This window comes from Geobacter argillaceus (genome assembly GCF_007830735.1).
Taxonomy (GTDB): domain Bacteria; phylum Desulfobacterota; class Desulfuromonadia; order Geobacterales; family DSM-12255; genus Geomobilibacter; species Geomobilibacter argillaceus.
In genome coordinates this window covers 39,932-66,587 of sequence record NZ_VLLN01000008.1, presented here as the reverse complement: position 1 = coordinate 66,587, position 26,656 = coordinate 39,932, and the positions used below count along the sequence as shown (strand labels likewise).

The 26,656-nt window shown below is 60.5% G+C and carries 21 protein-coding genes; 14 read left to right on the top strand and 7 right to left on the bottom strand.

What is annotated here, in order from left to right:
- Nucleotides 1–42: 42 nt before the first annotated feature.
- From gyrA to hemE, 8 genes are all read left to right on the top strand, one after another.
- Entirely contained in the window at nucleotides 43–2,613 is a 2,571-nt protein-coding gene (gene gyrA, locus JN12_RS08200; protein ID WP_145020976.1) for a DNA gyrase subunit A, read from the top strand.
- Nucleotides 2,614–2,631: 18 nt separating this feature from the next.
- On the top strand, nucleotides 2,632–4,206 hold the full coding sequence (locus tag JN12_RS08195; RefSeq protein ID WP_145020973.1) for a HEAT repeat domain-containing protein: 1,575 nt from the start codon (nucleotides 2,632–2,634) through the stop codon (nucleotides 4,204–4,206).
- A 215-nt stretch (nucleotides 4,207–4,421) separates the two neighbouring features.
- Nucleotides 4,422–5,429, top strand: a complete 1,008-nt coding sequence (locus JN12_RS08190; RefSeq protein WP_145020970.1) for an NAD(P)H-dependent glycerol-3-phosphate dehydrogenase — start codon at nucleotides 4,422–4,424, stop codon at nucleotides 5,427–5,429.
- Nucleotides 5,430–5,459: 30 nt separating this feature from the next.
- Nucleotides 5,460–7,739, top strand: a complete 2,280-nt coding sequence (locus JN12_RS08185; RefSeq protein WP_145020967.1) for an ATP-binding protein — start codon at nucleotides 5,460–5,462, stop codon at nucleotides 7,737–7,739.
- Nucleotides 7,711–9,264, top strand: a complete 1,554-nt coding sequence (locus tag JN12_RS08180) for a hybrid sensor histidine kinase/response regulator (protein ID WP_145020964.1) — start codon at nucleotides 7,711–7,713, stop codon at nucleotides 9,262–9,264. Before JN12_RS08185 ends, JN12_RS08180 begins: the two co-directional genes overlap by 29 nt.
- A complete protein-coding gene (locus tag JN12_RS08175) occupies nucleotides 9,264–11,420 on the top strand; it encodes a hybrid sensor histidine kinase/response regulator (protein WP_145020960.1) in 2,157 nt (718 codons plus the stop codon). The genes JN12_RS08180 and JN12_RS08175 overlap by 1 nt, the downstream gene beginning before the upstream one ends.
- 83 nt (nucleotides 11,421–11,503) lie before the next feature.
- Nucleotides 11,504–12,574, top strand: coding sequence for a radical SAM/SPASM domain-containing protein (locus tag JN12_RS08170; RefSeq protein ID WP_145020957.1), 1,071 nt, complete (start codon nucleotides 11,504–11,506; stop codon nucleotides 12,572–12,574).
- A 181-nt stretch (nucleotides 12,575–12,755) separates the two neighbouring features.
- Entirely contained in the window at nucleotides 12,756–13,778 is a 1,023-nt protein-coding gene (gene hemE / locus JN12_RS08165) for a uroporphyrinogen decarboxylase (RefSeq protein WP_145020954.1), read from the top strand.
- A gap of 68 nt (nucleotides 13,779–13,846) precedes the next feature.
- Here hemE and ybgF read toward each other — a convergent pair whose 3' ends face one another.
- The 7 genes from ybgF to JN12_RS08130 all read right to left on the bottom strand — a co-directional run bounded on the left by ybgF (nucleotide 13,847) and on the right by JN12_RS08130 (nucleotide 19,523).
- The gene (ybgF, locus tag JN12_RS08160) at nucleotides 13,847–14,674 is read right to left on the bottom strand and encodes a tol-pal system protein YbgF (RefSeq protein ID WP_145020951.1); all 828 of its coding nucleotides are present in this window, start codon (nucleotides 14,672–14,674) and stop codon (nucleotides 13,847–13,849) included.
- A 77-nt stretch (nucleotides 14,675–14,751) separates the two neighbouring features.
- Nucleotides 14,752–15,333, bottom strand: a complete 582-nt coding sequence (gene pal / locus JN12_RS08155; protein ID WP_145020948.1) for a peptidoglycan-associated lipoprotein Pal — start codon at nucleotides 15,331–15,333, stop codon at nucleotides 14,752–14,754.
- A gap of 109 nt (nucleotides 15,334–15,442) precedes the next feature.
- On the bottom strand, nucleotides 15,443–16,729 hold the full coding sequence (tolB, locus tag JN12_RS08150; RefSeq protein WP_145020945.1) for a Tol-Pal system beta propeller repeat protein TolB: 1,287 nt from the start codon (nucleotides 16,727–16,729) through the stop codon (nucleotides 15,443–15,445).
- The gene (locus tag JN12_RS08145) at nucleotides 16,726–17,466 is read right to left on the bottom strand and encodes an energy transducer TonB (RefSeq protein WP_145020942.1); all 741 of its coding nucleotides are present in this window, start codon (nucleotides 17,464–17,466) and stop codon (nucleotides 16,726–16,728) included. The genes tolB and JN12_RS08145 overlap by 4 nt, the downstream gene beginning before the upstream one ends.
- 44 nt (nucleotides 17,467–17,510) lie before the next feature.
- Nucleotides 17,511–17,921, bottom strand: coding sequence for a protein TolR (gene tolR, locus JN12_RS08140; RefSeq protein WP_145020939.1), 411 nt, complete (start codon nucleotides 17,919–17,921; stop codon nucleotides 17,511–17,513).
- A gap of 9 nt (nucleotides 17,922–17,930) precedes the next feature.
- Complete coding sequence (gene tolQ / locus JN12_RS08135) at nucleotides 17,931–18,605, bottom strand: protein TolQ (RefSeq protein WP_145020936.1); 675 nt, start codon at nucleotides 18,603–18,605, stop codon at nucleotides 17,931–17,933.
- A 138-nt stretch (nucleotides 18,606–18,743) separates the two neighbouring features.
- Nucleotides 18,744–19,523 (bottom strand): carbon-nitrogen family hydrolase, encoded by a 780-nt coding sequence (locus JN12_RS08130; RefSeq protein WP_145020933.1) that lies wholly within the window; start codon nucleotides 19,521–19,523, stop codon nucleotides 18,744–18,746.
- A 111-nt stretch (nucleotides 19,524–19,634) separates the two neighbouring features.
- On the opposite strand from JN12_RS08130, the gene hemW reads away from it, so the two are divergent.
- From hemW to JN12_RS08100, 6 genes are all read left to right on the top strand, one after another.
- Complete coding sequence (gene hemW / locus JN12_RS08125) at nucleotides 19,635–20,777, top strand: radical SAM family heme chaperone HemW (RefSeq protein ID WP_145020930.1); 1,143 nt, start codon at nucleotides 19,635–19,637, stop codon at nucleotides 20,775–20,777.
- A gap of 157 nt (nucleotides 20,778–20,934) precedes the next feature.
- Nucleotides 20,935–21,966, top strand: a complete 1,032-nt coding sequence (hrcA, locus tag JN12_RS08120; RefSeq protein WP_145020926.1) for a heat-inducible transcriptional repressor HrcA — start codon at nucleotides 20,935–20,937, stop codon at nucleotides 21,964–21,966.
- Nucleotides 21,967–22,130: 164 nt separating this feature from the next.
- Nucleotides 22,131–22,715 carry a nucleotide exchange factor GrpE gene (gene grpE, locus JN12_RS08115; protein WP_145020923.1) on the top strand — a complete coding sequence of 195 codons (585 nt, stop codon included), beginning with the start codon at nucleotides 22,131–22,133 and terminating at the stop codon, nucleotides 22,713–22,715.
- 97 nt (nucleotides 22,716–22,812) lie between these two features.
- Nucleotides 22,813–24,771: a molecular chaperone DnaK gene (gene dnaK, locus JN12_RS08110; protein ID WP_281287727.1), complete on the top strand. Its 1,959-nt coding sequence runs from the start codon at nucleotides 22,813–22,815 to the stop codon at nucleotides 24,769–24,771.
- Nucleotides 24,772–24,895: 124 nt separating this feature from the next.
- Nucleotides 24,896–26,017, top strand: coding sequence for a molecular chaperone DnaJ (dnaJ, locus tag JN12_RS08105; protein ID WP_145020917.1), 1,122 nt, complete (start codon nucleotides 24,896–24,898; stop codon nucleotides 26,015–26,017).
- Complete coding sequence (locus tag JN12_RS08100) at nucleotides 26,014–26,571, top strand: phospholipase D-like domain-containing protein (RefSeq protein ID WP_246125799.1); 558 nt, start codon at nucleotides 26,014–26,016, stop codon at nucleotides 26,569–26,571. Before dnaJ ends, JN12_RS08100 begins: the two co-directional genes overlap by 4 nt.
- Nucleotides 26,572–26,656: the final 85 nt, after the last annotated feature.

Below are 26,656 nucleotides of genomic sequence, written 5' to 3'. Positions count from 1 at the left end.
AGTCAAAATTGTTAGTGAAACGACTCAAAATAGAGGAAATAGATGCTCGACCACAACATGAACAAAACCGCTGTTAACATCGAAGACGAGATGAAGCGGTCCTATATGGACTATGCCATGTCGGTCATCATCGGCCGGGCCCTGCCCGATGTCCGGGATGGCCTGAAGCCGGTGCACCGGCGCTGCCTCTATGCCATGTACGACATGGGTAACGACTACAACAAACCGTACAAGAAATCGGCCCGCGTGGTCGGTGACGTCATCGGTAAGTACCACCCCCACGGCGATACGGCTGCCTACGACACCATTGTCCGGATGGCCCAGGACTTTTCGCTCCGCTACCCGCTGGTGGACGGCCAGGGGAACTTCGGCTCGGTGGACGGCGACTCGCCGGCAGCCATGCGCTATACCGAGATCAGGATGGACCAGTTGGCCCATGAGCTGTTGAACGATCTTGAAAAAGAGACCGTGGACATGGGGCCGAACTACGACGGCTCGCTGCAGGAGCCGCTGGTTCTTCCCTCCAAGTTTCCGAACCTTTTGGTCAACGGCTCGGCCGGCATCGCCGTCGGCATGGCGACCAACATCCCGCCGCACAACCTGACCGAAGTGATCAACGGCTGCATCGCCGTCATCCATAACCCGCAGGTTACCTTCGAGGAGATGCTCTCCATTATCCCCGGGCCGGATTTTCCCACCGCCGGCTTCATCTACGGCCGCGAAGGGATCATCCAGGCCTACCGGACCGGCCGCGGCATCGTGCAGATGCGCGCCCGTGCCACCATCGAGACCCAGAAGAAGTCCGAGCGGCAGTCGATCATCGTCACCGAGATCCCCTACCAGGTGAACAAGGCGCGGTTGATCGAGAAGATCGCCGAACTGGTCAAGGAGAAGAAGATCGAGGGAATCTCCGACCTGCGGGACGAATCGGACCGGGACGGGATGCGGATCGTCATCGAACTGAAAAAGGACGAAGAGCCGCAGATCATACTCAATCACCTCTATAAACAGACCCAGATGCAGACATCCTTCGGGATCATCATGCTGGCCATCGCCAACGGCCGGCCCAAGGTTCTGACCATCAGGGAGATGATCGACCACTTCATCGATCACCGCCGCGAGATCGTGACCCGGCGGACCATCTTCGACCTGAAGAAGGCCGAGGCCCGTGCCCATATTTTGGAAGGCCTCAAGATCGCCCTGGACTGGCTCGACGCGGTCATCGAGCTGATCCGGGCGGCCAAGAACCCGGATGAGGCCAAGCAGGGGCTGATGGCCGGTAACTTCTCCGACCCGGACTATCTGCGGAAATTGGGGCTTCCGGATGCCGTCTTCAGTAACAGCGTCCACCTCTCCGAGGAGCAGGCCAAGGCGATCCTGGAGATGCGTCTGCAGCGTCTCACCGGCCTGGAGCGCGAAAAGATCATTCAGGAGTACACCGATATCCTGAAGTACATCGCCCGGTTGAAGGAGATCCTCGCCTCCGAGACGGAGATCCTGAATATCATTGTCGGCGAACTGACCGAGCTCAGGGAGAAGTTCGGCGACGAACGGCGCACCGAGATCGTCGACAAGACCGGCGAGATCACCCTGGAGGACACCATCGTCGAGGAGGACATGGTGGTCACCATCTCCCACACCGGCTACATCAAGCGGAGCGCCGTCTCCCTCTACCGTGCCCAGCGCCGGGGGGGCAAAGGCAAGTCCGGGATGAAGACCAAAGAGGAGGATTTCGTCGAGCACCTGTTCATCGCCTCCAGCAAGGACTTCATGATGTTCTTCACCGATGCCGGGCGGGTCTATCTCCTCAAGGTCTACGAGATTCCCGAGGGGGGCCGGGCCACCCGCGGCAAGGCGATCGTGAACCTCTTGAACCTGAACCAGGGGGAGAAGATCTCCGCCATTCTTTCCATCAAGGAGTTCAGCCCCGACCGTTACCTGATGATGGCCACCCGTCACGGGGTGGTGAAAAAGAGCCCGCTCAAGGAGTACGCCAACATCCGCTCCGGCGGCATCATTGCCGTAAACCTGGACGAGGGGGACAAGCTGATCACCGTGGCGCTGACCGACGGCAAGCAGGAAGTGCTTCTGGCCTCCAGCCACGGCAAATCGATCCGTTTCAAGGAAGAGGATGCCCGTTCCATCGGCCGGGTCGGGCGTGGCGTTCGGGGGATGAGCCTGGAAGACGGCGACGTGGTGATCGGCATGGAGATCATCAACGAGGCGTTCACCGGTTCCACCATCTTCACCGTCACCGAGAACGGTTTCGGCAAGCGGACCGAGCTCAGCGAATACCGGACCCAGAGCCGGGGCGGCAAGGGGGTCATTACCATCAAGACCACCGAGCGGAACGGCTGCGTGGTTGACATCAAACAGGTGACCGACGAAAACGACCTGATGCTGATCAGCGATCAGGGAAAGATTCTCCGGGTACCGGTGGCCGGGTTCTCGGTCATTGGCCGCAACACCCAAGGGGTACGGCTGATGGTGACCGAGTCCGAAGAGCGGGTCGTGGCCGTGGCACGGCTTGCGGAAAAGGATGATCACGAGGATGCCGTCGATGACGACGAGGATATATCTGCCGCCGATCCGAGCGATGGTGATGAGGAATAACGCGGTATAATTGATTCTATGGAAAACCATCACCGCAACATAGACGAGAGCCTGCTGGAACGGCACCGGATACTCCGGCTTCTGGAACGGCTCAAGCAGGATAACATCACGGTTGCCGAGATCGACGAGATCGGCGGTACCCTGCAGAAAGCCGGTCGCCACGCCCTGCCGCCTCTGGTCCGCAGCCTGTGGCGCGAGAAGAGCGGCGAGCTTATCTCCAAGTACACCTATCTGCTGGATTTTTTTGCCGACGAGGAATGGCTTGATCAACTGATCCAGATTGCGCTGCGCCGTCGCGACCTGGAAGACGAAGGAAAGGTGGCGCTCCTCTCCACCCTGCAGAACTGCGGCATCGACGTTACCCTTCCCCCGTTTGCCGGTCTGCTCGCCAGTTACAGCGGCCCGCTCAAGGAGTCCCTTGTTAAGTTCCTGGACCGGGGGGAGCGCGGGCTCCTCTGGTTACTGGAGGACTTCGTTTATGCCGCCGAGGAGCGGCAGGTGATGATGATCAGGGAGCTGGCTCAGGTTGACGATCCGCGTGTCGTAGAGGTCTGTGCGCTGCTCCTCGCCTTCGACGACCCACTGGTGGTGCAGGAGGTGCTGACCACCCTCGGCAAAATCCGCCTCCCCGCTGCTGCGGCACTGACGCTGGAGTGGTCCTGTCATGCCGATACATCCTACCGTGACCTGGCGACAAAAAGCCTTCGCCGGCTGGCCTTCCTGGGTGTCGAGCCCATGCCGGCACCGGTAGCCGAAGTTCCGCAGCCGTTTCATGCCGTCTATGCCAGCCCGGTTGATGGCGGTGGCTATCGAACCCTCTGGATTGCCCGCCACCTTGACGGGGAACGGGTGGCGACACTCTACCTGCAGCTGCACGACGAAGGGGGGGTGAAAGGTGCCTGGGGGGTACCGGAGACGACGGTTGCCGAATTCACGGAGGAAGTCACCGCTGCCCGGGGAGACGAGCGACTCCATGCCGTCGATATCGACTACGGTCTCCTGCTGCTCAAGGATGCCCTGTACGCCACGCGCCAGCAGAATGCCCTGCCGCCGCCGGAGTTTTACCTGCGGAGCGGGATGTTTACCCGGGAGGAGTTGACAGCGGCCTGCTACATTCCTCCCGTCGCTCCTACCAGCGAGGATATGGCGGTCAACCCACGCCTCCTGGCAGCGTCGGCGCGCCTTCTGGACGACGACTTCTTCAGCGGCTGGTATATGGCCAGCGGTCGGGTTTATGACTACGCGGAACAGTGGTTGGCCCTTGAGCAAGACGAGTCGCGGGGGGCAGCGGCCCGGGTGGAAACCCTTCTGGAGGAGTTCTGTGGCGAGCTGATTCTGCCCCAGGTCAACCGGATCGCCCGGCGGCTCCTGCTCAATGCCGACCTGATGCAGCGCTGCGGACGGGGAACCGCCATCGTGGAAGTGACCCTGGCAGCCGCCTTCAGCCTGCTGGACTCTCCCCTGCCCCTGCATGTCCACCCGTTCCTGCGGCGCTTTGCCATGGAAAGCCTGCTGGTGGCCAGGGAGGCGCTGGGGGAGGGGTATGATTTACGGGACCATCCGGACGACGAAGACGAGGACTGGTGGGATTGAGAATGCCACTTTTGACTCGGGCCGCTGACCTTGGAGGCAAATGTGGCGAGAAACAAGAATACAAAATTCGAAAGGCAATTAAACGCGGATCAAATCTGATTATATTCGGATTAACGCGGATATAACCCAATGCAGAAACTTGTTTCTAATCCGCGTGAATCCGTTTCAATCCGCGTTCTATTGCTTTTCGGGTTTAGGAATCAAGGAAGAGACCAATGACACGAAAAATCGGGGTGATCGGGGCGGGGAGCTGGGGGACGACCCTGGCGGACCTGCTGGCGAAGCGGGGACACGAGGTTACCCTCTGGGCCTACGAGCCGGAGCTGGTGGCGGAAATGCGGGCGACCCGGGTCAATTCGCTCTTCCTCGCCGACATTACCCTCTCCCCTGCCCTTTCCTTCACCAACGATCTGGTCGAGGCGGTCAGCGCTAAAGAGCTCATTCTCTGCGTGGTGCCGACCCAGGTGCTGAGAGGGGTGATCAGGCAGGCCCTGCCGGCCATCCCCGCGGATACCGTTATGGTCAGCGCTTCCAAGGGGATTGAGTTGGAAACCTTGCAGGCGGTTTCACAGATTTATGAGGAACTGCTCCCCCCCAACCTCTACCAACGTTTTGCCGTACTGTCCGGGCCGAGCTTTGCCCGGGAGGTAGCGTTGGAGATGCCAACGGCCGTGGTGGCTGCCGCCGCGGACGAGGCGATTGCCAGGACGGTGCAGGAAACCTTTACCACCCGCTGGTTCCGGGTCTACACCAATAATGACGTGATCGGCGTGGAGCTCGGCGGGGCGCTCAAGAACGTCATCGCCATCGCTGCCGGCATTGCCGATGGCCTCGGGTTTGGCCACAATACACGTGCCGCTCTCATCACCAGGGGGCTGGCCGAAATTTCCCGGCTCGGCCTGGCCATGGGAGCCAGGCCGGAAACCTTTGCCGGTCTGGCCGGCATGGGGGACCTGGTGCTGACCTGCACCGGCGACCTTTCCCGCAACCGGACCGTCGGGGTGCAACTCGGACAGGGACTGACGCTCACGACCATCCTCGGCCGGATGCGGATGGTTGCGGAAGGGGTAAAGACGGCTGAATCGACCTATCTCCTGGCCGGGAAACTCGGCGTGGATATGCCGATCACCGAGCAGGTCTACCGCGTGCTGTACGAGGACAAGCCGGCCCGCGCCGCGGTCATTGAACTGATGGCCCGCGACTTGAAACCGGAAGGGATGTAACCGGCGCACACTGCCGGCCGAAAGGAACGCATGCGACGCCAGTTCAGCATCCGCAGCAAGCTGTTCGCGGCCATTCTTCTGACCCTGGTCGTCTCGCATCTGTTCCTGTTCTATGTTACCATCACCAGCAGCACCTCCTCCCTGAACAAGGAAATCGACAAGGACCTGGAGTCAAATCTCAGGTTTGCCAAAAGCCAGTATCTTGGCCAGGCCGATCTGATCAGGAACTCCCTCGCCCTTCCCATCTCGGCCCAACCGGTTCGCGACCGTATCCTGGCCCGCGACCGGCTCTGGCTGGAGGATGCCCTGCGTCGTTGGCACCATGCCCTTCCCTTTACCGATCTGCTCAGTATCGTCGATAGCAGTGGCCGGGTGATTGTCCGGCTGAACGGCCGGTCCGGTGATGATCAATTCAGGCCGGCGGCTCTGCTTCAACTGGCCCACAGCCGGCGGGCGCCGCTGGTAACGACGGAACTGATCAGCCGCGACGATTTCTGCCGGGAGGGTGATGCGGCGGTTTGCGCATCAATACCACCTGATGGCGATCTAATGATGATCACCGTGGTGATGCCGGTCATTGCCGCTGATGACTCTTTTCTGGGGTGGGTGGTGGTTGGCAATGCTCTTAACAAGGACACTCGTCTGCCGTACCAGATTCAGAAGGTGTTCGGCAAGGAGGTGGCAGTCGCCATCACTCAACGTGGCGCATTGATCGCCAGCAGTTCCGAAGCACTGGGCACCAAGACGGGACGGCTCTCCACCAAGATCCTTAATCGGCTGCAGAGCGGCTACACCTATCACGGATCGACCACCTTCGGTAACCGTTCCTTCGAGATGGTCGCTGAGCCCCTTACCAACAGCAACGGCACATTCATCGGCAGCCTGGCCGTGGCCCTCACCCGGGAAAACTACCTCAACATCCGCCAGGACAGTATCAGAACTACGCTCATCTCCGGCGTATTCGGCATCTTCCTTTCCTTTGCCATTGCCTATTACGCATCCAGACGTTTCACCACACCGCTCCTGGAGTTGAACCGGAAAGCGGAAGAGATCCAGGCCGGTGACTTCACCCAGCGGGTGATGGTGGCTTCCAACGACGAACTGGGCCAACTGGCGGACTCATTCAACAGAATGGCCAAGGCTGTTGCTGAACGCGATGCCACCATCCGGAAGAAAAACGAGGCGCTGGAGGACCTCAACGAGGTGTTGGAAAAGCGGGTAGCCGAGCGAACGGCCCAACTCAGAATGGAAATGGAGATGATGGAGGCCATCCTTACCAGCATGGTCGACGGGGTGGTGGTAACCAACCGGAAGAACCACATCGCCCATATCAACCCGGCTGCCCAGAAAATTTTCGGAGTCGCTGCCGAGGATATTCTGGGGCTCCCCATTGATCAGGCCTGCCGCCGTGGAGATTTTTGTGCCCTGGTCGAACAGATCCGGGAGTTTTCTGCGGAATCGGTGCGTGTCCTGGAGCTGCCGATCGGCGGTAAGGATCTGAAGATCTCCATTGCTCCGCTTCTGGATGAAGGTGGGTTCTACAGCGGTCTGGTGATGTCGATCCGGGACGTGACCCTGGAAGGGGACGTGAACCGGATGAAGAGTGCGTTCATTTCCACCATGTCCCATGAACTGAAGACTCCGCTCACCTCCATGAAGGGCTCACTCCAGGTGATCCTGAACAAAGGGAAGTGGCTGACCGGCACGGAACGGGAGCTGCTGGTGGTCTGCCTGAGGAACACCGACCGGCTGATCAGGATGATCAATAGCATCCTGGAAATATCGAAGATTGAGTCAGGCAACGTGGAGTTCTCCATGAAGCCGATTCCGGTCAACGAGCTCCTGATCTATGCCATTGAAGAACAAAAAGGTTTTGCCCTTTCCCGCAACATATCCCTGGTCAACACTGCGGCGAGTGATCTACCGATGGTGCTCGGGATGCGGGACCGGTTGATTCAGGTCCTGGCCAACCTGATCTCCAATGCGGTCAAATTCTCGCCGGCCGGCACGGTGGTCATGATCTCCGCCCAACGTGACGGGGAGTTTATAGCCATCTCCGTTGCCGATCACGGCCGGTCCATCAGCCCGGACGACCGGAGCAAGCTTTTCACCAAGTTTCAGCAATTTTCCACGACCGAAGAGAGTGGTATCGGCGGTACCGGGCTCGGTCTGGCCATCTGCAAAGAGATCGTCGAAAAGCACGGTGGCCGGATTTCCTATCAACCAGGTCTGGCGGGCGGCAACGTTTTCACTTTCACAGTGCCGATATTCGAGGAGAGCCATGGTCAAGAACAAGATTCTCATCGCTGACGACGAAGCGGATATCGCTCTGATCCTGCGGCTGCAGCTGGAGGATGCCGGTTTTACCACGGTGCGTGCCAGTGACGGGGCCGAGGCCCTGGAGATGCTGGAACGGGAAGATTGCGAGCTCATGCTGCTGGATATCAGGATGCCCAGGGTTGACGGCATGCAGGTCCTGGACCGGGTGCGAACGGAGCGTCCCGAACTGGCGGTGGTGATGATGACGGCCCACGGCAGCGAGGAGATCGCCGTGGAGGCGATGAAGCGGGGGGCACTGGATTACATTACCAAGCCGTTTTCCACTGATGACATGCTGAAACGGGTAGAACGGGCAATCAGGTACAGCCGCACCCGCTCTGAGAACCTGGTCCTCCAGCAGGAACTGGCAGCCGAAAAGAAGAAGATCGAGGCGATTCTGGAAGGGATGGCCGATCTGCTGGTTGCAGTCGACACCCAGGGGCGGGTCATGACCGTCAATCACAAGGCGGAACTGGTGTTGGGGAGTGGCCGCGAGGAACTGCTCGGGCGAAACGTGAGCGAGCTTCTGCGTGTCGATATCCCTGCCGAGCGTCTCCCCTGCCGGGTGGTGCTCGCGACCGGTGCGCCCTGTCTGGCTGTGGCCTATACCCTGCACTGCAGTTCCGGGGACCTGCCGGTGCTGGCCAGCGCCACCCCTTTGTACGGCAGTTCCGGAGAAGTTGTGGGTAGTGTGGAGATCATCCGTGATATTTCAGTCCTGAAGGCGCTGGAACAAGAGCGGGAGGATTTTGTCAGCATGCTGTCCCACGACCTGAAAACGCCGATAACCGCTATTGTCGGCTCGCTCGACCTGGTGCGGGAAGGGCGGCTCGGACCGATTAACCGGGACCAGCGTGAATTCATCGAATCTGCCGAGGAGAGTTGCGACGAGATGGTGGAAATGATCAATGCGCTCCTGGATATCCACAAATTCGAGGCCGGCATGATGGTACTGCACACCAAGCGGGAAGAGCCGGTGCCGGTGTTGGAAAAAACGCTGGCCAAGTTTTCGCCGGTGGCGAAAAAGGCCGATCTGGAACTTGTCACCTCATTTGCCGAACACCTTCCTCAACTGATTATGGATCGGAATCTGGTGACCCGCCTGCTGGGCAACCTGCTGTCCAACGCCGTGAAATTCACCCCGGCGGGCGGCCGGATCGAGGTGACGGCAGAGATAGTGGCGAATGGCGGACAGATTCGGCAGTGGCTGGCCACCCAGCCCTATCCGGTGGATACACTCGGGACTGACGGTCGTTTTCTGTTGATTACGGTACGCGATACCGGAGTGGGTATCCCCTCCGATGCCCTGGGGACCATCTTCGACCGCTTCGTTCAGGCACGGAACCGGCGCCAGGGCAAGACCAAGGGGACCGGTCTTGGGCTGGCGTTCTGCCGCAAGGTGATGGATGTCCATCATGGTTATATCTGGGCCGAGAGCGAAGAGGGGAAGGGGAGCACCTTCGGCCTGCTCTTCCCCGTGGATGAGCGCAAAAAAGGGGAAGGGGCAGCCAGGTGATGAGCGGCAAGCGGCTGCGGCTCCTGCATATCGAGGATTCTCCGGAGGATGCCGCTCTCATTCTCAATGAGATCAGTGCCGGCGGGTATCAGCTGCAGTGTGAACGGGTCGCCAATACGGCAGCCATGCAAAAGGCTCTGGTCGACAATGTCTGGGACCTGGTCATTGCCGATTTCATCCTGCCGGGTTTCAGCGCGTTCGATGCCCTGATAATTCTCAGGGAAAGTGGTCTGAACCTGCCGTTCATCATCGTTTCCCGGCCGATCGGAGAGGATCAGCTGGTGGCGGCCATGAAGGCCGGTGCCCATGATTACCTGCTGAAGGAGAACCTGTCCCGGCTGGTGCCGGCCATAGAGCGGGAGCTCCGGGAGGCCGCCGAGCGAAGCCGGCACCGCAGGGCGGAGCAGGCCATCAGTCAGGGTAAAAAGGAGTGGGAGGCCGCTTTTGACTCGGTTTCCGACCTGATCGTTCTTACCGACCCTGATGGTGTGGTCATCCGCTGTAACAAGCGGCTCATCGAGTATTTCCTCACCTCGTACAGCGACATGCTGGGAAGGAATATCGTCGACATCTTTTACGGTTCCACCGAACCGGACAACCCGGTATTCCAGCCGGGAAACTTTTCCCAGGGGATCGACGATCTGGCCTTCCCGATGCTGGAGGGGTGGTTCACTGTCTCCAGCTACCCGTTTCACTGGGATGACAATCAACTGGCCGGCGGTGTGTACGTCATCAAGGATGTTACCAAGCGGAAACAGATCGAGCAGGAAAAGCAGATCATCGACCGGGAGCTCCTTACCCTTTACGCCATTGCCTACCGCCTCAATTCCGCCCGCAGCTCGAAGATGGTCATGGTCGACCTGCTCTTCCAGCTGCACAACATGCTGCAGATCGACTTTTCTAGCATCCACCTCCTGGACAACGGTGTGCTGAAGCTGCGTGCCTCCCTCGGGCTTCCCCGGAGCGCCCAGGAGGCGATCAAGCGTCTTCCCGACTACGCCCCCTGGGTGAACCAGGTCTTAGCGGGCAAGCCGTTCCGTTCCCACACCCTGGTGGGTCGGCTGCCGATGAAAATGGTCAAGGGTGCCCGTGAAATGGGGATCCGCGCCTGGTGTGCCGTCCCCCTGACCATTGGTCAGGACGTACTCGGCGTGCTCATGGTGGGACACAAGGCGGAGCGGCACTACTCGGACCGTGAGCTGTTCCTGCTCTCGTCCATTGCCAGCCAGCTGGCCGTGCTGATCGAGAACCACGCCCTGTACGACCAGATGAAGGAAAAGGCCGAGGAACTCCAGCGGAGCCGGCAGGCCCTCAAGGAAAACCTGCAGGAGGTGAAGAGGGCGAACATCGAACTGGGGCGATTGAATGCCGCCAAGAACAATTTTATCGGCATGGCGTCCCATGAGCTGAAAACCCCGATCACGTCAGTCCTCGGCGGAGTGCAGTTCCTTCTTCATTACAGCGACATCTCACTGACACCGGAGCAGCATGACATCTTTACCTCGGTCTACGAAGGGGTGCTCCAGTTGAAGGATATCGTGGACAATCTGCTCTCCATCTCCCGGATCGAGGCCAAGGGGTTGGTGTTGCAGAAACGCCCCCTCAACCTGGCACTGCTCTGCCGGGAGGTCTACGATACCTTTGCCCTCCCCCTGTCGAGGCGGCGGATCGTAGTGGATATCGAAGCGGATGAAGAGCCGGTACCGGCAGACGACTCCTTTACCAAGCTGGTGGTCAGGAACCTTCTGGAAAATGCCATCAAGTTTACTCCGGACGGCGGCTCGATCCTGCTCAGCGGCCGGGTGACGACCCGACAGGAACTTCTGGCCGGTACCGCGCTCATCCAGCAGTTCTATCCGCATTTTCCCAGGAATCTGGTCAAAGGGGAGCACTTCTACCGCCTGGAGGTGGTCGACAGCGGGATCGGCATAGCACCGGCGGAACGGCAACGGATCTTCGATAAGTTTTACAGCGCCGGCAGTCTCGACCACCATTCCTCCGGCAAGACCGACTTCATGTCCAAGGGGACCGGGCTGGGGCTCTCCATTGTCAAAGGGATACTGGACGCCCACCACGGCCTTGTTTGGGTGGAGGATGGCATGCACGGAACCGGCAGTGTCTTCACCCTCGTCTTTCCCCTCAATGACTCACCGTAGCCTTTGCATCGGCGAATCTTCTTGTTTTTCACGCATCTTTCATAGTAGGATTTTCAGGTTGTCAGCAACCGATCGGAGAGACCATGAACCAAGAGTTCGCCCCGAAGTGGGTCGCCTGGGAAACCACGCAAAAATGCAACCTGAAGTGCGTTCACTGCCGCTGTTCGTCGGACATTACCTCGTCGGAAGGGGATTTCACCACCGAAGAGGGGAAAAAGCTCTTGAAGGAGATCGCCGATTTCTCCAAACCGGTTATTGTCCTGTCGGGCGGCGAGCCGCTGCTCCGCCCGGACATCTTCGAGTTGGCCGAATACGGCACCTCCCTGGGACTGCGGATGTGCATGGCCACCAACGGTGCCCTGGTGACCGACGACGTTTGTCTCAAGATGAAAAAGGCCGACATCAAGATGGTGTCGCTCTCCCTGGACGGCTCGACAGCCGAGGTCCATGACAACTTTCGCCAGTGCCCAGGCGCCTTCGACGGTGTGATGAACGCCGCCGCCCTGTTCCGGAAGCACGGCCAGAAGTTCCTGATCAACTCCTCATTTACCAAGCGGAACCAGACCGACATCGCCCATACCTTCAAGCTGGCCAAGTCGCTCGGCGCTACTGCCTGGTACATGTTCATGATCGTTCCGACCGGTCGCGGCGAAGAAATCATGTCTGAACTGATCTCCAAGGAAGATTACGAGGAGATTCTCGACTGGCACTACGAGCAGGAGAAGCTGGAAGACGACATCCTCATGCGTCCCACCTGCGCCCCCCACTACTACCGGATCGTGCCGCAGAAGGCCAAGGCCGAGGGGGTCAAGTTCGAGCGCCGCTCCCTCACCTTCTCCACCGGCGGCGGCAAGGGGTGCATCGCGGCCCAGACCATCTGCCTCATCGACTGCTTCGGCAACGTCAAGCCCTGCTCCTATTTCCACCGTACTGCCGGCAACGTGAAGACCACGCCGTTTCGCGAGATCTGGGAAACATCGGAACTCTTCAACGACCTGCGCAACTTCAAGGCCTACAAGGGCAAATGTGGCCAGTGCGAGTACCTGAACGTCTGCGGCGGCTGCCGCGCCCGGGCCGATGCGGTGTATGGGGATTACATGGAAGAGGAGCCGTTTTGCAATTACGTCCCGATACGCCTTCAGAAGAAGGCGTAGGGCCGCGGCTTTTGGGCAATCTCGGCGTTGCCTGCGTCATCGCTTGTGCGACGTGGCGCTGTTTATGCCCTCTGGGTACCACGCCTCCGCGCTCTTCCTTGGCACCACCGACCTTGCCGCAAAATCCACAGCCCGTATGGTTACATCATTGAATCAAAAAATTTCCTGAGGAGGGTTTTAGATGAATACACGTTTTCTCGACGCCTGCTGGGGCAAGCCGGTTGACCGGACCCCGGTCTGGCTGATGCGTCAGGCTGGCCGCTATCTTCCTGACTACATGCGGGTTCGCAGCAAGTGTACCTTCCTGGAGCTCTGCAAGACCCCGGAACTGGCTGCCGAGGTAACCATCCAGCCGGTGGACATCCTTGGCGTCGATGCCGCCATCATGTTCTCCGATATCCTCACCCCGGTGGAGCCGATGGGGATGAAGCTCGATTTCGTTCCCGGCCCGGTTTTCGAGCACCCGATCAGGACCATGGCCGATGTGGAGGCGCTCCGTATTCCCGAAATGGAGGCCGATGTCCCCTATGTGCTGGACACCATCAAGATCCTCAGGAAGGAGCTGGCCGCCAAGGTGCCGCTCATCGGCTTCGGCGGGGCGCCGTTCACCCTGGCCTGCTACATGGTCGAGGGGAAGGGGTCCAAGGACTGGGCAAACATCAAGCGGATGATGTACGCCGCCCCTGACGTCTATGCCGCCCTGATGGAGAAGGTGACCACCATGGACATGGAATACCTGAACGCCCAGATCAAGGCGGGTGCCCAGGCGATCCAGATATTCGACACCTGGGGAGGCGTCCTCTCCCCGACCGATTACGAAAAGTTTGTCCTTCCCTACACCACCAAGCTGATCAATGGCCTGAACCGCCAGAACACGCCGGTCATCCACTTTGTCAAAGGTGCCGGCACCATGCTCGACCTGGTCAAGAAGGCGGGCGGGGACGTGATGGGACTCGACTGGCACATCAATCTGGGAAGAGCGAGGGACATCATCGGGCCGGATATGGCGGTACAGGGGAACCTGGACCCGACCGCCCTCTTTGCGCCGAAAGCGGTGATCGAAGCAGAGGTCAAGCGGGTGCTGGCCGAGAACGCCGGCCGGCCGGGCCACATCTTCAACCTGGGCCACGGCATCCTGCCGACGGTGCCGCCGGAGAACGCCATCCACATGGTTGAGTGCGTACATCGATTGTCGCAGAAATAGAATTTGATCAATAAAAAAACGAAAGGCGGGAATGACCCCGCCTTTCGTTTTTTTATTGATTGTTTGACCTACTTCAGCTCTTTCAGCTTTACCTTGGCCGGTCCCGCCTCTTCGGACAGGGGAAAGTCCTCGACAATCTTCTTCAGAATGAAGCGGGCGCTTTTCGTATCTCCCAGCTCCCGGAAGGCCAGGGCCTGCTTCAGCATGGCGGCCGGCACCTTTTCCCTGCCCGGGAACTCCTTGATCACCTTCTGGTATTCCAGGATCGCCTGTTCGTAGTTTTTGTCGCCGTACCAAGTCTCACCCAGCCAATAGCGGGCATTAACCGCCAGCTCGTGCTTTGGATACTTCTCCAGGAATGCGGTGAAGGATTCCCGGGCCTTGGCCATGTTGCCGGCCTTGTACGCGTCCCGTCCCTGCTGGTACAGACCGTCAGGCGTTGACTGGGTCTTGGCCGCGGCATCGGCAGCCTGTTTGCGGACCTCGTCCAACCCCTTCTCCAACTTGCCGAGCCGCTCTTCCACGGTAGTGATGCGCCGCCCCGTATCCTCCCGCAGGAGCGACAACTCCTCGGCAGGCTTCTTGCCTGCCAGGGAGAGATCGTCTACTTTCCCGGCCAGGACCTGCATGTCCACCTTGGTGCTGTCAAGGGTCGCCTGCAGGTCAGCCACGATTTTCCGCTGACTTTCCACCTCTTTCAGCAGCCCATGGGTACTTTTTTCCAGTCCTTCCCTGGTCTCGGTCTTAACACCGCCGACTTCTTTTTCCATGGTCAGCAGGCGCCCTTTCATCTCTTCCAGGTCTCGCATGGTCGAATCCATGTCGCTCCTGGTGGCACACCCGGCCAGGAGACAGACCCCAGCGGCCAGAAGAAACCTGATAGTGCTGTGCTTCATTCAAACCTCCCGGAAAAAACGTTACATAGCAAAAAGGAGCCGATGCCGGCTCCCTCTTGTCTCAAAGTATGTAGCTACTACTTGGTAATGACAAATTCTGCCCGACGGTTTTTGGCCCAGGCAGCCTCGTCATGGCCCGGATCGGCCGGTTTCTCCTTGCCGTAGCTGATGAAGGAGAGCCTGTTGGTCGGCACTCCGAGGGTGGTCAGATAATTCAGGGCCGCCTTGGCCCGCTTCTCGCCCAGGGCCAGGTTGTACTCGTCGGAACCACGCTCGTCGCAATGGCCTTCAACCTGAATCGTCCCGTTGTACTTCTTCAGCAGGTACTCGGCGTTGCCGTACAGGGTGTCCCGCGACGCCTGGGTCAGCACAGAGGAATCAAAATCGAAATAGACCGTCTGGAGCTTGACTTCCGGTGCCCGGGCTACAGTCGTCTGGCTGTCTGCAACGACTCCGTTGACGGCAGTGCTATCCTTGACGGGCTGGCTTTGTACCGGCTCGGTCGGCACCTGGGCCTGTTGCGTGGCCGGCTGCGCTACCGGCGCTTGGGAAGGTGCCACCGGTTCGTCCTTCTTTACCAGTTCTTCTTTGGCACAACCGCCGACAAACAGCATGCCTGAGCAGAGCACCACCGCCAAACCGAACACTCCCTTGCGCATTGTCTCCTCCTTCATGGGGTACGAAAAATAATGAATCAGGCGTAGCCGGCTGAATTATACACCAGCAACCTCTCATTTCAAGCAGATATCACGTTACATTTTTCATGAGCTACCAGCGTACCGACCAGGTGGGATGGGAGTCGTTTGCCTTCCCGCGGGAAACCCTGGTCTGGCCGCTGCCGTCGGCACGCATCACGTAGATCGATTCCCGGCCGTCCCTGGTGGAACTGAAGACGATGAAACGGCCATCAGGGGACCAGCGGGGGTGTTCGTTGCTCCCTTGGGAGGTGAGCTGGACATCTCCGCTTCCGTCGGTGTTGATCGAATGGATCTGGAAGTCCCCCTGCTGCCGGCAGTAAACGATCCGGTCCCCTTTGGGCGACCAGCGGGGGCTGACGTTGTAGGCCCCCTCGGTGGTCAGGCGGCGGACGCTGCTGCCGTCGGCGTTCATCACGAACACCTGAGGTTTGCCCAGCCGGTCGGAGACAAAGGCGATCTGCCGGCCGTCGGGTGACCAGGCCGGCGAGACGTCGATGGCCGGATTGTTGGTCAGGCGGGTCGGCTGCTTGCCGTCCCGGTTGATCAGGTAGATTTCGGAATTGCCGTCCTTGCTCAGGGCCAGGGCGATCCGCTTGCCATCCGGGGACCAACTGCCGGTGACGTTGATGCCGCGGCTGGAGGAGGTTCGTGCCTCGGCCCCGGTAAACAGCTCCCGGCGGTAGAGGTCGGGATTCCCCTTTTTATAGGAGGTATAGATCAGCTCGCGACCGTTGGGCGAAAAGTCCGGGTTCAGGTTGATGGACCCGTTGTTGGTGAGGCGCTGGAGATTGAAGCCGTCGTAATCCATCAGGTAGAGTTCCTTGTTGCCGGACGCCTTGGAGACGAAGGCAACCTTCCCGGTGAAGGGACCCCGCTCCCCGGTGACGATCAGCAGCAGATCGTCGCTGAAGGTGTGGGCCATCCGGCGCAGCTCCTTTATGTTCCCCGAGTAGCGCTTGGCCAGCAGCTCCCGTTCGCGGATCACGTCATAGAGGCGGAACTCCAGGATCAGTGTCGAACCGTTGACGGTATAGCCGGATTTGATGAGCAGGGTGGCGCCGGCGTTCTGCCAGGGGGCGAACGAGAACTCGCCGGGCCGTATGCCGCGGTTCTCGGTAACTATCGGGGTCGTAACGGTAAAGGAACCGGCCAGGGTCAGGTCGAACTGGAAGAGCTCGGTCACCTCCCTGGCGATGGCATCCTGGGGGGCGCTGTCCAGGGGGACCGGCGGCGCTACCATAAGGGTGAGCGGCTTATTGCCGGGGGCGGTCACCCTGATGAACTCCTCCTGGCTGAGGAGTGTTGCCGGCATGCCGGCGATTGCCAGGACGAGTATGAGCAGAAGGAAACGTTTCATCGCTTGCTGACCTCTTCAGGGCTGAACACAAAGAGTTTTTCAAACTCCTTGCCGTTGGGAGGGGGGGGAAAGGAGGCTTTGGCCTTTTCAATGGCGCGCATGACCGCATCGTTGAAGAGGGGGTCGCGGGAGCTTCGTTCCATGACCGTGCGGACCAACTTGCCGTTCCGGTCGACGACGAGCCGGACCGCAGTTTCCGGACGTCTGCTCTGGTAGGCAATGGTCTGGGCCAGGGCGTCCCGCAGCCGCGACTGGAGATAGGAACCGTAGTCGCTGCCGGCCTGGGTGCCTGTGCCGGCCGGCATGCCGGCGCGGCCCCCTCCGGCATGCTTCCGCTGGAGGGCTTCCAGGGCCGCCTCTTCGTGCTTGGCCTCTGCACGCTGTTCCATTTGCTTCATCCGTTCGTCCAGACGCGCGGCCTCGTCGCCGCCTGCCGCGGCCTTACCGCCGGGCGCCGCCTGGGTTGGCTGTTTTGCTGGAGCAGGATTCTTGGTTTTTGCCTTGTCCGCTTGCTTGGCAGGAAGTGTCATGGGGGCCTTCTGCTCAGGCGGAGCGACTGGTGCAACCGTCTCCGGGGCCTTGCCAGGGGTGGGGCTGCCGGCCCGGGGAGAGGCCACCGGCAGGTTTACCACGTCCACGTAGTAGACGGGCTCCTCGATCGGCGCGGGCAGGAAGGTATGGACGTAGGTGCTGAGCAGGAATGCCAAGGCGTGGAGCAGGAAGGAGCCCAGAAACATCCATCCGGGCCCCTGTTCTGTGCGGTGCAGCGAATGGGTCATTGCTACCGGGCGGGCTCGGTGACCATGCCGAGGCGTTCCACACCGGCCCCCTTGATCTCGGCCATGGCGCGGACTACTTCACCGTAAGGGACGTCGCGATCCGCCTTGAGAAAGACTTCCTTTTTGGTCCGGTTGGCCAGGAGAGCGGTGAGCTTGTCCTTCAAAGAACCGCCGGGGACCTCGGTCCGGTCGATGAAAAATTTCCCCTGGCGGTCGATTGAGACGACGATCGCCTCTTCCTTGGCGCTCAGTGACTTGGTATCTGCCTTGGGAAGGTTGACCTGCACCCCCTGCTGCATCATGGGTGCCGTCACCATGAAGATCACCAGGAGCACCAGCATCACGTCCACCAGCGGTGTGACGTTGATCTGGGACATGGTGCCGCGATCGTTGTTTCTGCTTCCTATCTCCATGGCGTCATCCTATTTCTTCGCAATGGACCGTTGGACGATGTTGAGAAATTCAGTGGAAAAATTGTCCATCTCACCGATCAGCACCCTGATCTTGTGCTGGAAGTGGTTGTAGGCCATGACCGCAGGGATGGCTGCCACCAGGCCGATGGCCGTGGCGATGAGGGCCTCGGCGATGCCGGGGGCGACCACGGCCAGAGAAGCGGAACCGGTCTCGCCGATCCCCTTGAAGGCGGTCATGATCCCCCAGACCGTACCGAAAAGGCCGATGAACGGAGCGGTGGAGCCGGTGGTGGCCAGGAAGGTCGTGTATTTTTCCAGCCGGGTGATCTCGGAGGTGGTGGCCCGCCGCAGGGCCCGGGCGATGTTGTCGATCCCCCCCAGGTCGGTGCTGATGACGGTCGGATCGGCCTTTTCCTCCCCTCTCTCCATCAGCTTCTTCAGCTCACTGTATCCTTCGCTGAAGAGAACCGACAGGGGGGCATTGGCGAACCGGTCCAGTTGGCTGTTAATGGCGTCGAACCGCTTGGTTTTCCAGAAAAAATCCAGGAACCGCTCGGACTCGCTGTTGGCGCGGTGGACCTGGAGTAACTTGTAGAAGATGATCCCCCAGGAGACGACCGAGAAATAGAGCAGGACGAAGAGGACCAGTTTGACGACGAGGCCGGTGCCGGCAAAGAGAGACACTGTGGAACACCTCCGGTGCGGGGTAGGGGCGATCCTTGTGATCGCCCGAATTGGGCAGACACGAGGTCTGCCCCTACTGCTGTTCTGGTTGCTACCGGGTTACTAAATAGTCCTCTGTCTCGGGCAAGTCAACAGATTTCAATAGCAATCCGGTTTACGATCATCGAAGCAGGGGATCTGCTCCCGCCAGGCAGCCATCTCGTCGAAGTCGATGGTGGCGGTAACGGCTGCCTGCTCGTAGCCTCCCTCGGCCAGGACCTCACCTTTGGGGCCGATGACCATGCTCATGCCGAAAAAATCGAGCTTGCCGACGAGGCCGCAGCAGTTGGCAGCCACCACGAACAGCTGGTTTTCGATGGCCCGGCCGAGCAGGAGAGCGCGCCAATGCTCGTCTCTCGGTTTCGGCCATTCGCCCGGGACCACCAGGATCTCTGCCCCCTCTACGGCCAACCGCCTGGCCAACTCCGGAAAGCGGAGGTCATAGCAGATGAAGACGCCGAGTTTGCCGACGCTGGTCTCCACCAGAAGCCAGGAGTCGCCGCCGTCGAAGAAGCGGTCCTCCTGCATGAGGGAAAAGAGGTGGATCTTCCGGTACTTCCCTTTCAGTACCCCGTTGTCCAGGACATAGGCGCAGTTGTAGACCTTGCCGTCGTGGGGCTCGGGCAGGCTGCCGACAATCACCATGCCATACTGCCGGGACAGGTCGGCAAGCTCCTCCACGATGCCAGCCGTCCGGAGGGCCAGTTCATTCAGCTTTTTGTAGGCAAAGCCGGTGGCCCACATCTCCGGCAGCACCACCAGCTGGGTACCCTCCCTGGCCAGGCGTGCCAGCTTGGTACGGACATGGGCCAGGTTGGGCTCGATCTCGCCGAGGGTAATGGTGAACTGGAGTGCAACGGTTTTGACGGTACGGGACATGGGCGACCTCCTGTTCTCTCACGATGGCACAATTTACTGCGTTTTACCGGTCCAGACAAGGGAAGAGTGAATCGGCTGGTGCCTCTTGTCCCGTTCGGATATAGTGACTCCATGCCGGTATCCATCTACCTCCATATCCCCTTCTGTGTGCAGAAATGCCGCTACTGCGACTTCAATTCCGTGGCCGTGGCCCCGTTCTCCCTTGAGGAATACACGGACCTGCTGATCAAGGAGATGTCGCTGCGCTCTGCAATGCTTGATGCCCCGGTGACCGCGACGACCCTCTACCTCGGCGGCGGCACCCCTTCGCTCCTTGCCCCTGAGTTGGTGGCCCGGTTGGTCGAGGCGGCGGTGCGCCGTTTCCACCTGACCGCCGACGCCGAGGTGACCCTGGAGGCTAACCCCGGTACCGTCACTGCCGCAACCCTTGGCGGTTACCGGTCTGCCGGGGTGAACCGCCTCTCTCTCGGCGTCCAGTCTCTGGATGATCGCTTCCTGGCCATCCTGGGCCGGGTGCACACTGCTGCCGAGGCGAGGCAGGCAGTGGCCCTCGCCCGCCGGGCCGGCTTCGATAACCTGGGGATCGATCTGATCCACTCCCTGCCCGGCCAGACCTTGGGGCAATGGCAGAATACCCTCCGGGAGGCCGTTGCCCTTGGCCCGGAACATGTCTCGGCCTATGGCCTGTCCATCGAAGAGGGGACCCCGTTTGCGGCGTCGCTGGTGCGCGGCGAGCTTGAGCTGCCGGACGAGGAGGAGTCGGTACGGATGATCGAAACGAGCAGGGATACCCTGGCTGTTGCCGGTTTCGAGCCGTACGAGATCGCCAACTTCGCCCGGCCCGGTTGGCGCTCCCGCCACAACCAGGTCTACTGGCGGCGTGGCAGCTATCTGGGGTTCGGTGCCGGCGCCCACTCGTTCCTGGCGGGCGGGTGGGGGGTGCGGTGGCACAACCCGCCGGAGCTCACTGCGTACCGGGATACAATCGTTGCCGGATTCCCGGCAGAACTGGACCGGGCAGCCCTGACCGAAGAGGAGGCCCGGAGCGAGTTCATGTTCCTCGGCTTACGGCTGCTGGAAGGGGTGAGTGATGTTGCCTTTTGTGCCGCCTTCGGGCTGGGGCTGGCCGAGGCCTGGCCCACGGAGATCGACGCGCAGATCGCTGCCGGCCTGCTGGAGAGGGACGGCGACCGGCTTCGCCTCACCCGGCAGGGCCTGCTGCTGGCCAACCGGGTCTTTGCAGCTTTCGTCTGACCCGGGTTTCGTGAGGCGTGGAAGCCGGATTTATCCGGGAATCCACTTGACAAACTTCACCCTTGTCATTACCTTTAGCACAGTTAGCACTCATCGCTGGAGAGTGCTAATCTTGTTTTAAGGGACCGGACAAACCGGTCCCAAGGGACCAGGAGCCATGCGCGACGAATTGAGTGATCGGGGCAAGCAGATCCTCGAAGCGATCATCGAGGACTACATCTCGACGGCAGAGCCGGTGGGGAGCAGGACCATCAGCCACCGGTACGGCCTGGACCTGTCGCCGGCCACCATTCGCAACGTCATGGCTGATCTGGAGGAGATGGGGTTTCTCGCCTCCCCCCACACCTCGGCTGGCCGGGTTCCCACGGACAAGGCCTACCGCCTCTATGTCGACTCGCTCCTGGAGGTGCGTGCCATAGGGCGGGGGGAGCGGGAACAGATCAAGCGGCATTGCGACATCAGGGGTAAACAGGTAGGCGATGTCCTGAAGGAGACCAGCCGGATGCTCTCCTCCATCTCCCATTACATGGGGGTGGTGGCGACCCCTCACGTCTCGGCCAATGTCTTCCGCCACGTGGAATTCGTCAGGTTGGGGGGGCGCCGGGTCCTGGCCATCTTCGTCCTGCAGAACGGCACCGTTCAGAACAAGATTGTCGAGACGGATACGGAGCTGTCGCCCGTTGATCTGGTTGCCATGGGGAATTACCTGACCGAGTTCCTTCAGGGGCTGACCATCGCCGAGGTAAAGCAGCGGATCATCGAGGAGATGGCCTCGGAGAAGGCGCGGTACGACAACATGCTCGCCCGGGTGCTCGACCTTTCCCGGCTCTCCCTCCCGGACGACGATTCCGAACTGTTCATCGAGGGACAGTCCAACATTCTGGATCTCCCCGAGTTTGCCGATGTGGAGCGGATGAAGGAGATCTTCCGGGCCTTTGAACAGAAGGGGCATCTGGTGCAGCTGCTGGACCGCTGCCTGACCGCACCGGGGATCAATATTTTCATCGGCTCCGAATCGCGCCTGGGTCCCCTGTCGGGACTGAGCCTGATTACCTCTACCTATGCCACCGGCAAAAACACCCTCGGGGTCCTGGGGGTTATCGGCCCGACCCGCATGGGGTACGCCAAGGTTATCCCGATTGTCGACTATACGGCCAAGCTGGTGAGCCGGGTGCTGGAGCTGGAGTAATTCCCCAAGAGCCATTCAAACACGGAGACACGGAGGGCACAGAGAAGAGCAAAGCGTTTTGGTTACAAACGATATGCCTGCTGGCCTCGGTTTTAGATGGTGCCTTCCTCCGTGTCTCCGTGTTTTAAACTGAAGCTGATTCAACAAGAAGGAGTTCAACGAACGTGGAAAAGAAGAAACGCGAAACCGTCAATAATGCCGAAACGCCGGAGCAACAGCCGGAAACCGTTGCCGCTGAAGCTGCCGCAGAGACGGCTGCACCGTCCGACCGGGTGAAGGAGTTGGAAGAACTGCTCGCCGCCAAGGAGGCGGAAGCGGCTGCCAACTGGGAGAAATTCGTCCGGGAGCGGGCTGATCTGGAAAACTACCGGAAGCGGGTGCAGCGGGAAAAAGAGGAATTGATCAAGTACGGCAACGAAAACCTCATCCTGGAGATCCTGCCGGCAGTGGACAACATGGAGCGCGCCCTGGCCCATGTCGACCTGGAGAGCCAGGACCCGGTCATCACCGGGGTGCGGATGACCCTGGAGATGCTCCTGTCGGCCCTGAAGAAGTTCGGTGTAACCCCGGTGGAGATCGGCAAGGGCACCCCCTTCGACCCGGCGCTGCACCAGGCCATGGGACAGGTGGCATGCGAGGACCAGGAGGTCAACACCGTCGTCGATGTATACCAGAAGGGGTATCTGCTGAGCGAGCGTCTCCTCAGGCCGGCCATGGTCACCGTGGCGTGCGCCCCTAAGAGCGAGTGAGGTGGTAGGAGTGAGGAGGTCGATTTCTCCTCACTCCTCACCCCTTACATTTTTTTCCCGTGCCCCTTGTTTTTTCAGGGGGGGATGGCTACGTTGTCTGTGCAAACGAAATCCAAGGAGGAAGCAAATGAGCAAAGTTATCGGAATTGACCTGGGGACCACCAACTCCTGTGTCGCCATCATGGAAGGTGGGGAGCCGGTTGTTATAGCAAACGCCGAAGGGAGTCGGACCACGCCGTCCATGGTCGCCATCACCGACAGCGGCGAGCGGCTTGTGGGGCAGCAGGCCAAGCGCCAGGCAGTCACCAACCCGGAAAACACCCTGTTCGCCATCAAGCGGTTGATCGGCCGGAAGTACGATACCGAAGCGGTGCGCAAAGACATCAAGATTTCGCCGTTTAAGATCGTCAAGGCGGACAACGGCGATGCCTGGGTGGAGGTGCGGGGCAAGAAGTACTCCGCTCCCGAGATCTCGGCCATGGTGCTGCAGAAGATGAAGAAGACCGCCGAGGACTACCTGGGCGAAACAGTCACCGACGCGGTCATTACCGTGCCGGCCTATTTCGACGACTCCCAGCGCCAGGCCACCAAGGATGCCGGGAAGATCGCCGGCCTGAACGTGCTCAGGATCATCAACGAGCCGACTGCGGCCGCCCTGGCCTACGGCCTCGATAAGAAGAAGGACGAAAAAATTGCGGTCTTCGACCTGGGGGGCGGTACCTTCGATATCTCCATTCTCGAACTGGGCGAAGGGGTGTTCGAGGTGAAGTCCACCAACGGCGACACCTTCCTGGGGGGCGAGGACTTCGACCAGGTGGTGATCGACTGGATCGCTGACGAGTTCAAGAAGGACCAGGGGATCGATCTCCGCAGCGACAAGATGGCGCTGCAGCGGCTGAAGGAGGCGGCGGAAAAGGCGAAGTGCGAACTCTCCACCTCCATGGAGACCGACATCAACCTCCCGTTCATCACCGCCGATGCCACCGGTCCCAAGCACCTGAACCTGAAACTCTCCCGGGCCAAACTGGAAGCGCTCTGCGGGGAACTCCTGTCCAAGCTGGAAGGCCCCTGCCGGACCGCTCTAAAGGATGCCGGGCTCTCGCCCAGCGAGGTGGACGAGGTGATCCTGGTCGGCGGCATGACCCGGATGCCGGCGGTACAGAAGCGGGTGCAGGACATCTTTGGCAAGGTGCCGAACAGGGGGGTCAACCCGGACGAAGTGGTCGCCATCGGCGCCGGCATCCAGGGTGGCGTACTCAGGGGGGACGTGAAAGACGTGCTGCTCCTGGACGTCACCCCGCTCTCCCTCGGCATAGAGACCCTGGGGAGTGTTATGACCCGGTTGATCGAAAAGAACACCACCATCCCCTGCCGCAAGTCCCAGGTCTTTTCCACGGCCGCCGACAACCAGCCCGCCGTTTCCGTCCATGTCCTCCAGGGCGAGCGGGAGATGGCCGCGGACAACAAGACCCTCGGTAACTTCGAGCTGTCCGGCATCCCGTCGGCACCCCGCGGTGTGCCCCAGATCGAGGTGACCTTCGATATCGACGCCAACGGCATTGTCCACGTCTCCGCCAAGGACCTGGGAACCGGCAAGGAGCAATCGATCCGGATCACCGCCTCTTCCGGCCTCTCCAAGGAGGAAGTGGAGAAGATGGTCCGGGATGCCGAGTCCCATGCGGCCGAGGACAAGAAGAAACGCGAACTGATCGAGGCCCGCAACCAGGCCGACAGCCTCGCCTACCAGACCGAGAAGTCGCTCAAGGAATTCGGTGACAAGATCGATGCCGCTGACAAGCAGAAGATCGAAGAGAAGCTGGCTTCTCTCAAGAAGGCCCTGGAAGGAAACGATGCCGACGCCATCAAGAAGGAGTCCGACGAGCTGATGCAGGCCTCCCACAAGTTGGCCGAGGCGGTGTATGCCAAGGGCCAGCAGGGTGCTGAAGGCGGTGCCGAGCAGCCGGGTGGCGGAGCTGCCGGCGCCCAGGGTGGCGCAGCCGGGGGCGAGAAGGTCGTGGACGCCGACTTCGAGGAAGTGAAGGACGACAAAAAATAACCACCTGACGTAGGGGCGCGGTTGCCGCGCCCAGGGCGGGGAAACCCCGCCCCTACGTTGAATCCCGCAACAGGCAGCGGCCAGAACGGTCCGCTGCCTCTTTGCGTTACAAAGGATATGTCAATTGGCTGAGAAACGCGATTATTACGAAGTCCTGGAGGTCCACAAGAACGCCTCCGAAACCGAGATCAAGAAGGCCTTCCGCCGGCTGGCCATCCAGTTTCACCCGGACAAGAACCAGGGGGACAAGGCGGCAGAGGAGAAGTTCAAGGAGGTCACCGAGGCCTACGAGGTGCTTTCCGATTCCCAGAAGCGTGCCCAGTACGACCAGTTCGGCCACGCCGGCCTGGGTGGCGGCGGCTTTTCCGGCAGCGGCTTCGGGTTCGGCGGGGGATCACCGTTTGGTGACATCTTCGGTGACATCTTCGGCGATATCTTCGGTGGTGGCGGTACCCGGCAACGGAGCCGGGGGCGGCGGGGCGACGATCTGCAGTACTCCATGGAGATCAGCTTTGAAGAGGCGGCCAACGGCCTGGAGAAGAAGATCGAGGTCCCGTATGCCAAGCGGTGCGACACCTGCAGCGGCAGCGGCGCCAAGCCCGGCACCGAGCCGAAGGTCTGCCCCACCTGCCGCGGCGCCGGCCAGGTTCGTTTCCAGCAGGGATTCTTCAGTGTCAGCAAGACCTGCAATCAGTGCAATGGCGACGGCCGGGTGGTCGACGAACCGTGTCCCACCTGCCGCGGCAACGGCAATATCCGCGACCGGAAAACCCTGTCGGTAAAGGTGCCGGCCGGGGTGGAGACCGGCATCCGTCTCAAGCTGACCGGCGAAGGAGGCCAGGGGACCAAGGGGGGCGGCAACGGCGACCTCTATGTCTATATCACGGTAAAAGAGCACCCGATCTTTACCCGGGAGGGGAACGACGTCATCTGCGAGATCCCCATCAGCTTTACCCAGGCCACCCTCGGCTGCGAGATCGACATCCCGACCCTGGGCGGAAAGGTCGCCATTAAGATTCCCGAGGGAACCCAGTCCGGCAAGGTCCTCCGTCTCCGCGGCAAGGGTATCCAGTCGCTCCAGGGGTATGGCAAGGGGGATCAGTTGGTGGTGGTCAAGCTGGAGACCCCGACCAACCTGAACAAGAAGCAACGGGAACTGCTGGAGGAGTTCGCCCGGATCAGCGGCGAGGATGTTCATCCGCTCCGGAAGGGGTTCTTCGACAAGGTCATGGATATCCTGAGTTGATCGGCCACGGTCTGAAAAAATGCCTGGCCCTGGCGATTATCGTCGGTCTCTGCGTTGCCGGCCAGGCGGGACCTCTGTCCGCAAGGGAAAATCTGCCGGCCCAGGTTACCCTGCTCAGGAACAGTGACTACGCTCCGGCCCTCCTGGACGGGATACGTGAGGCCGGGAAGGGTATCGTGGTCACCATGTATCTCTTCAAGATGACCGATTCTCCCGGCAATCTTCCCCGCAGGATTGCCGAAGAGCTGGTGCGGGCCCGTGGCCGTGGGGTGGAGGTGACGGTGCTCCTGGAGCAGAGCGACCGGCCGCAGGATTCCCTTAACGATGACAACCGCGCAACAGCCCAGTTCCTCAAGCGGGGAGGGGTCAAGGTCTTCTTCGATACGCCGCGGGTCACCACCCACGTGAAGGCAGTGGTCATCGACGGCCGCTGGGTCTACCTGGGAAGCCACAACCTGACCCAGAGCGCGCTGCGCCACAACAACGAACTCTCCCTGCGCATCGACTCCCGGGAACTCGCCGCCGAGATCACCGCCTTTCTGGACCGCATCTAATGCTCACGGCCCGCTTTTCTTTCCCTTTTCACATGGTATAGTTTTCCGTCACCCATCGGGACACCAGTTTGGAGAGACCCCGCAC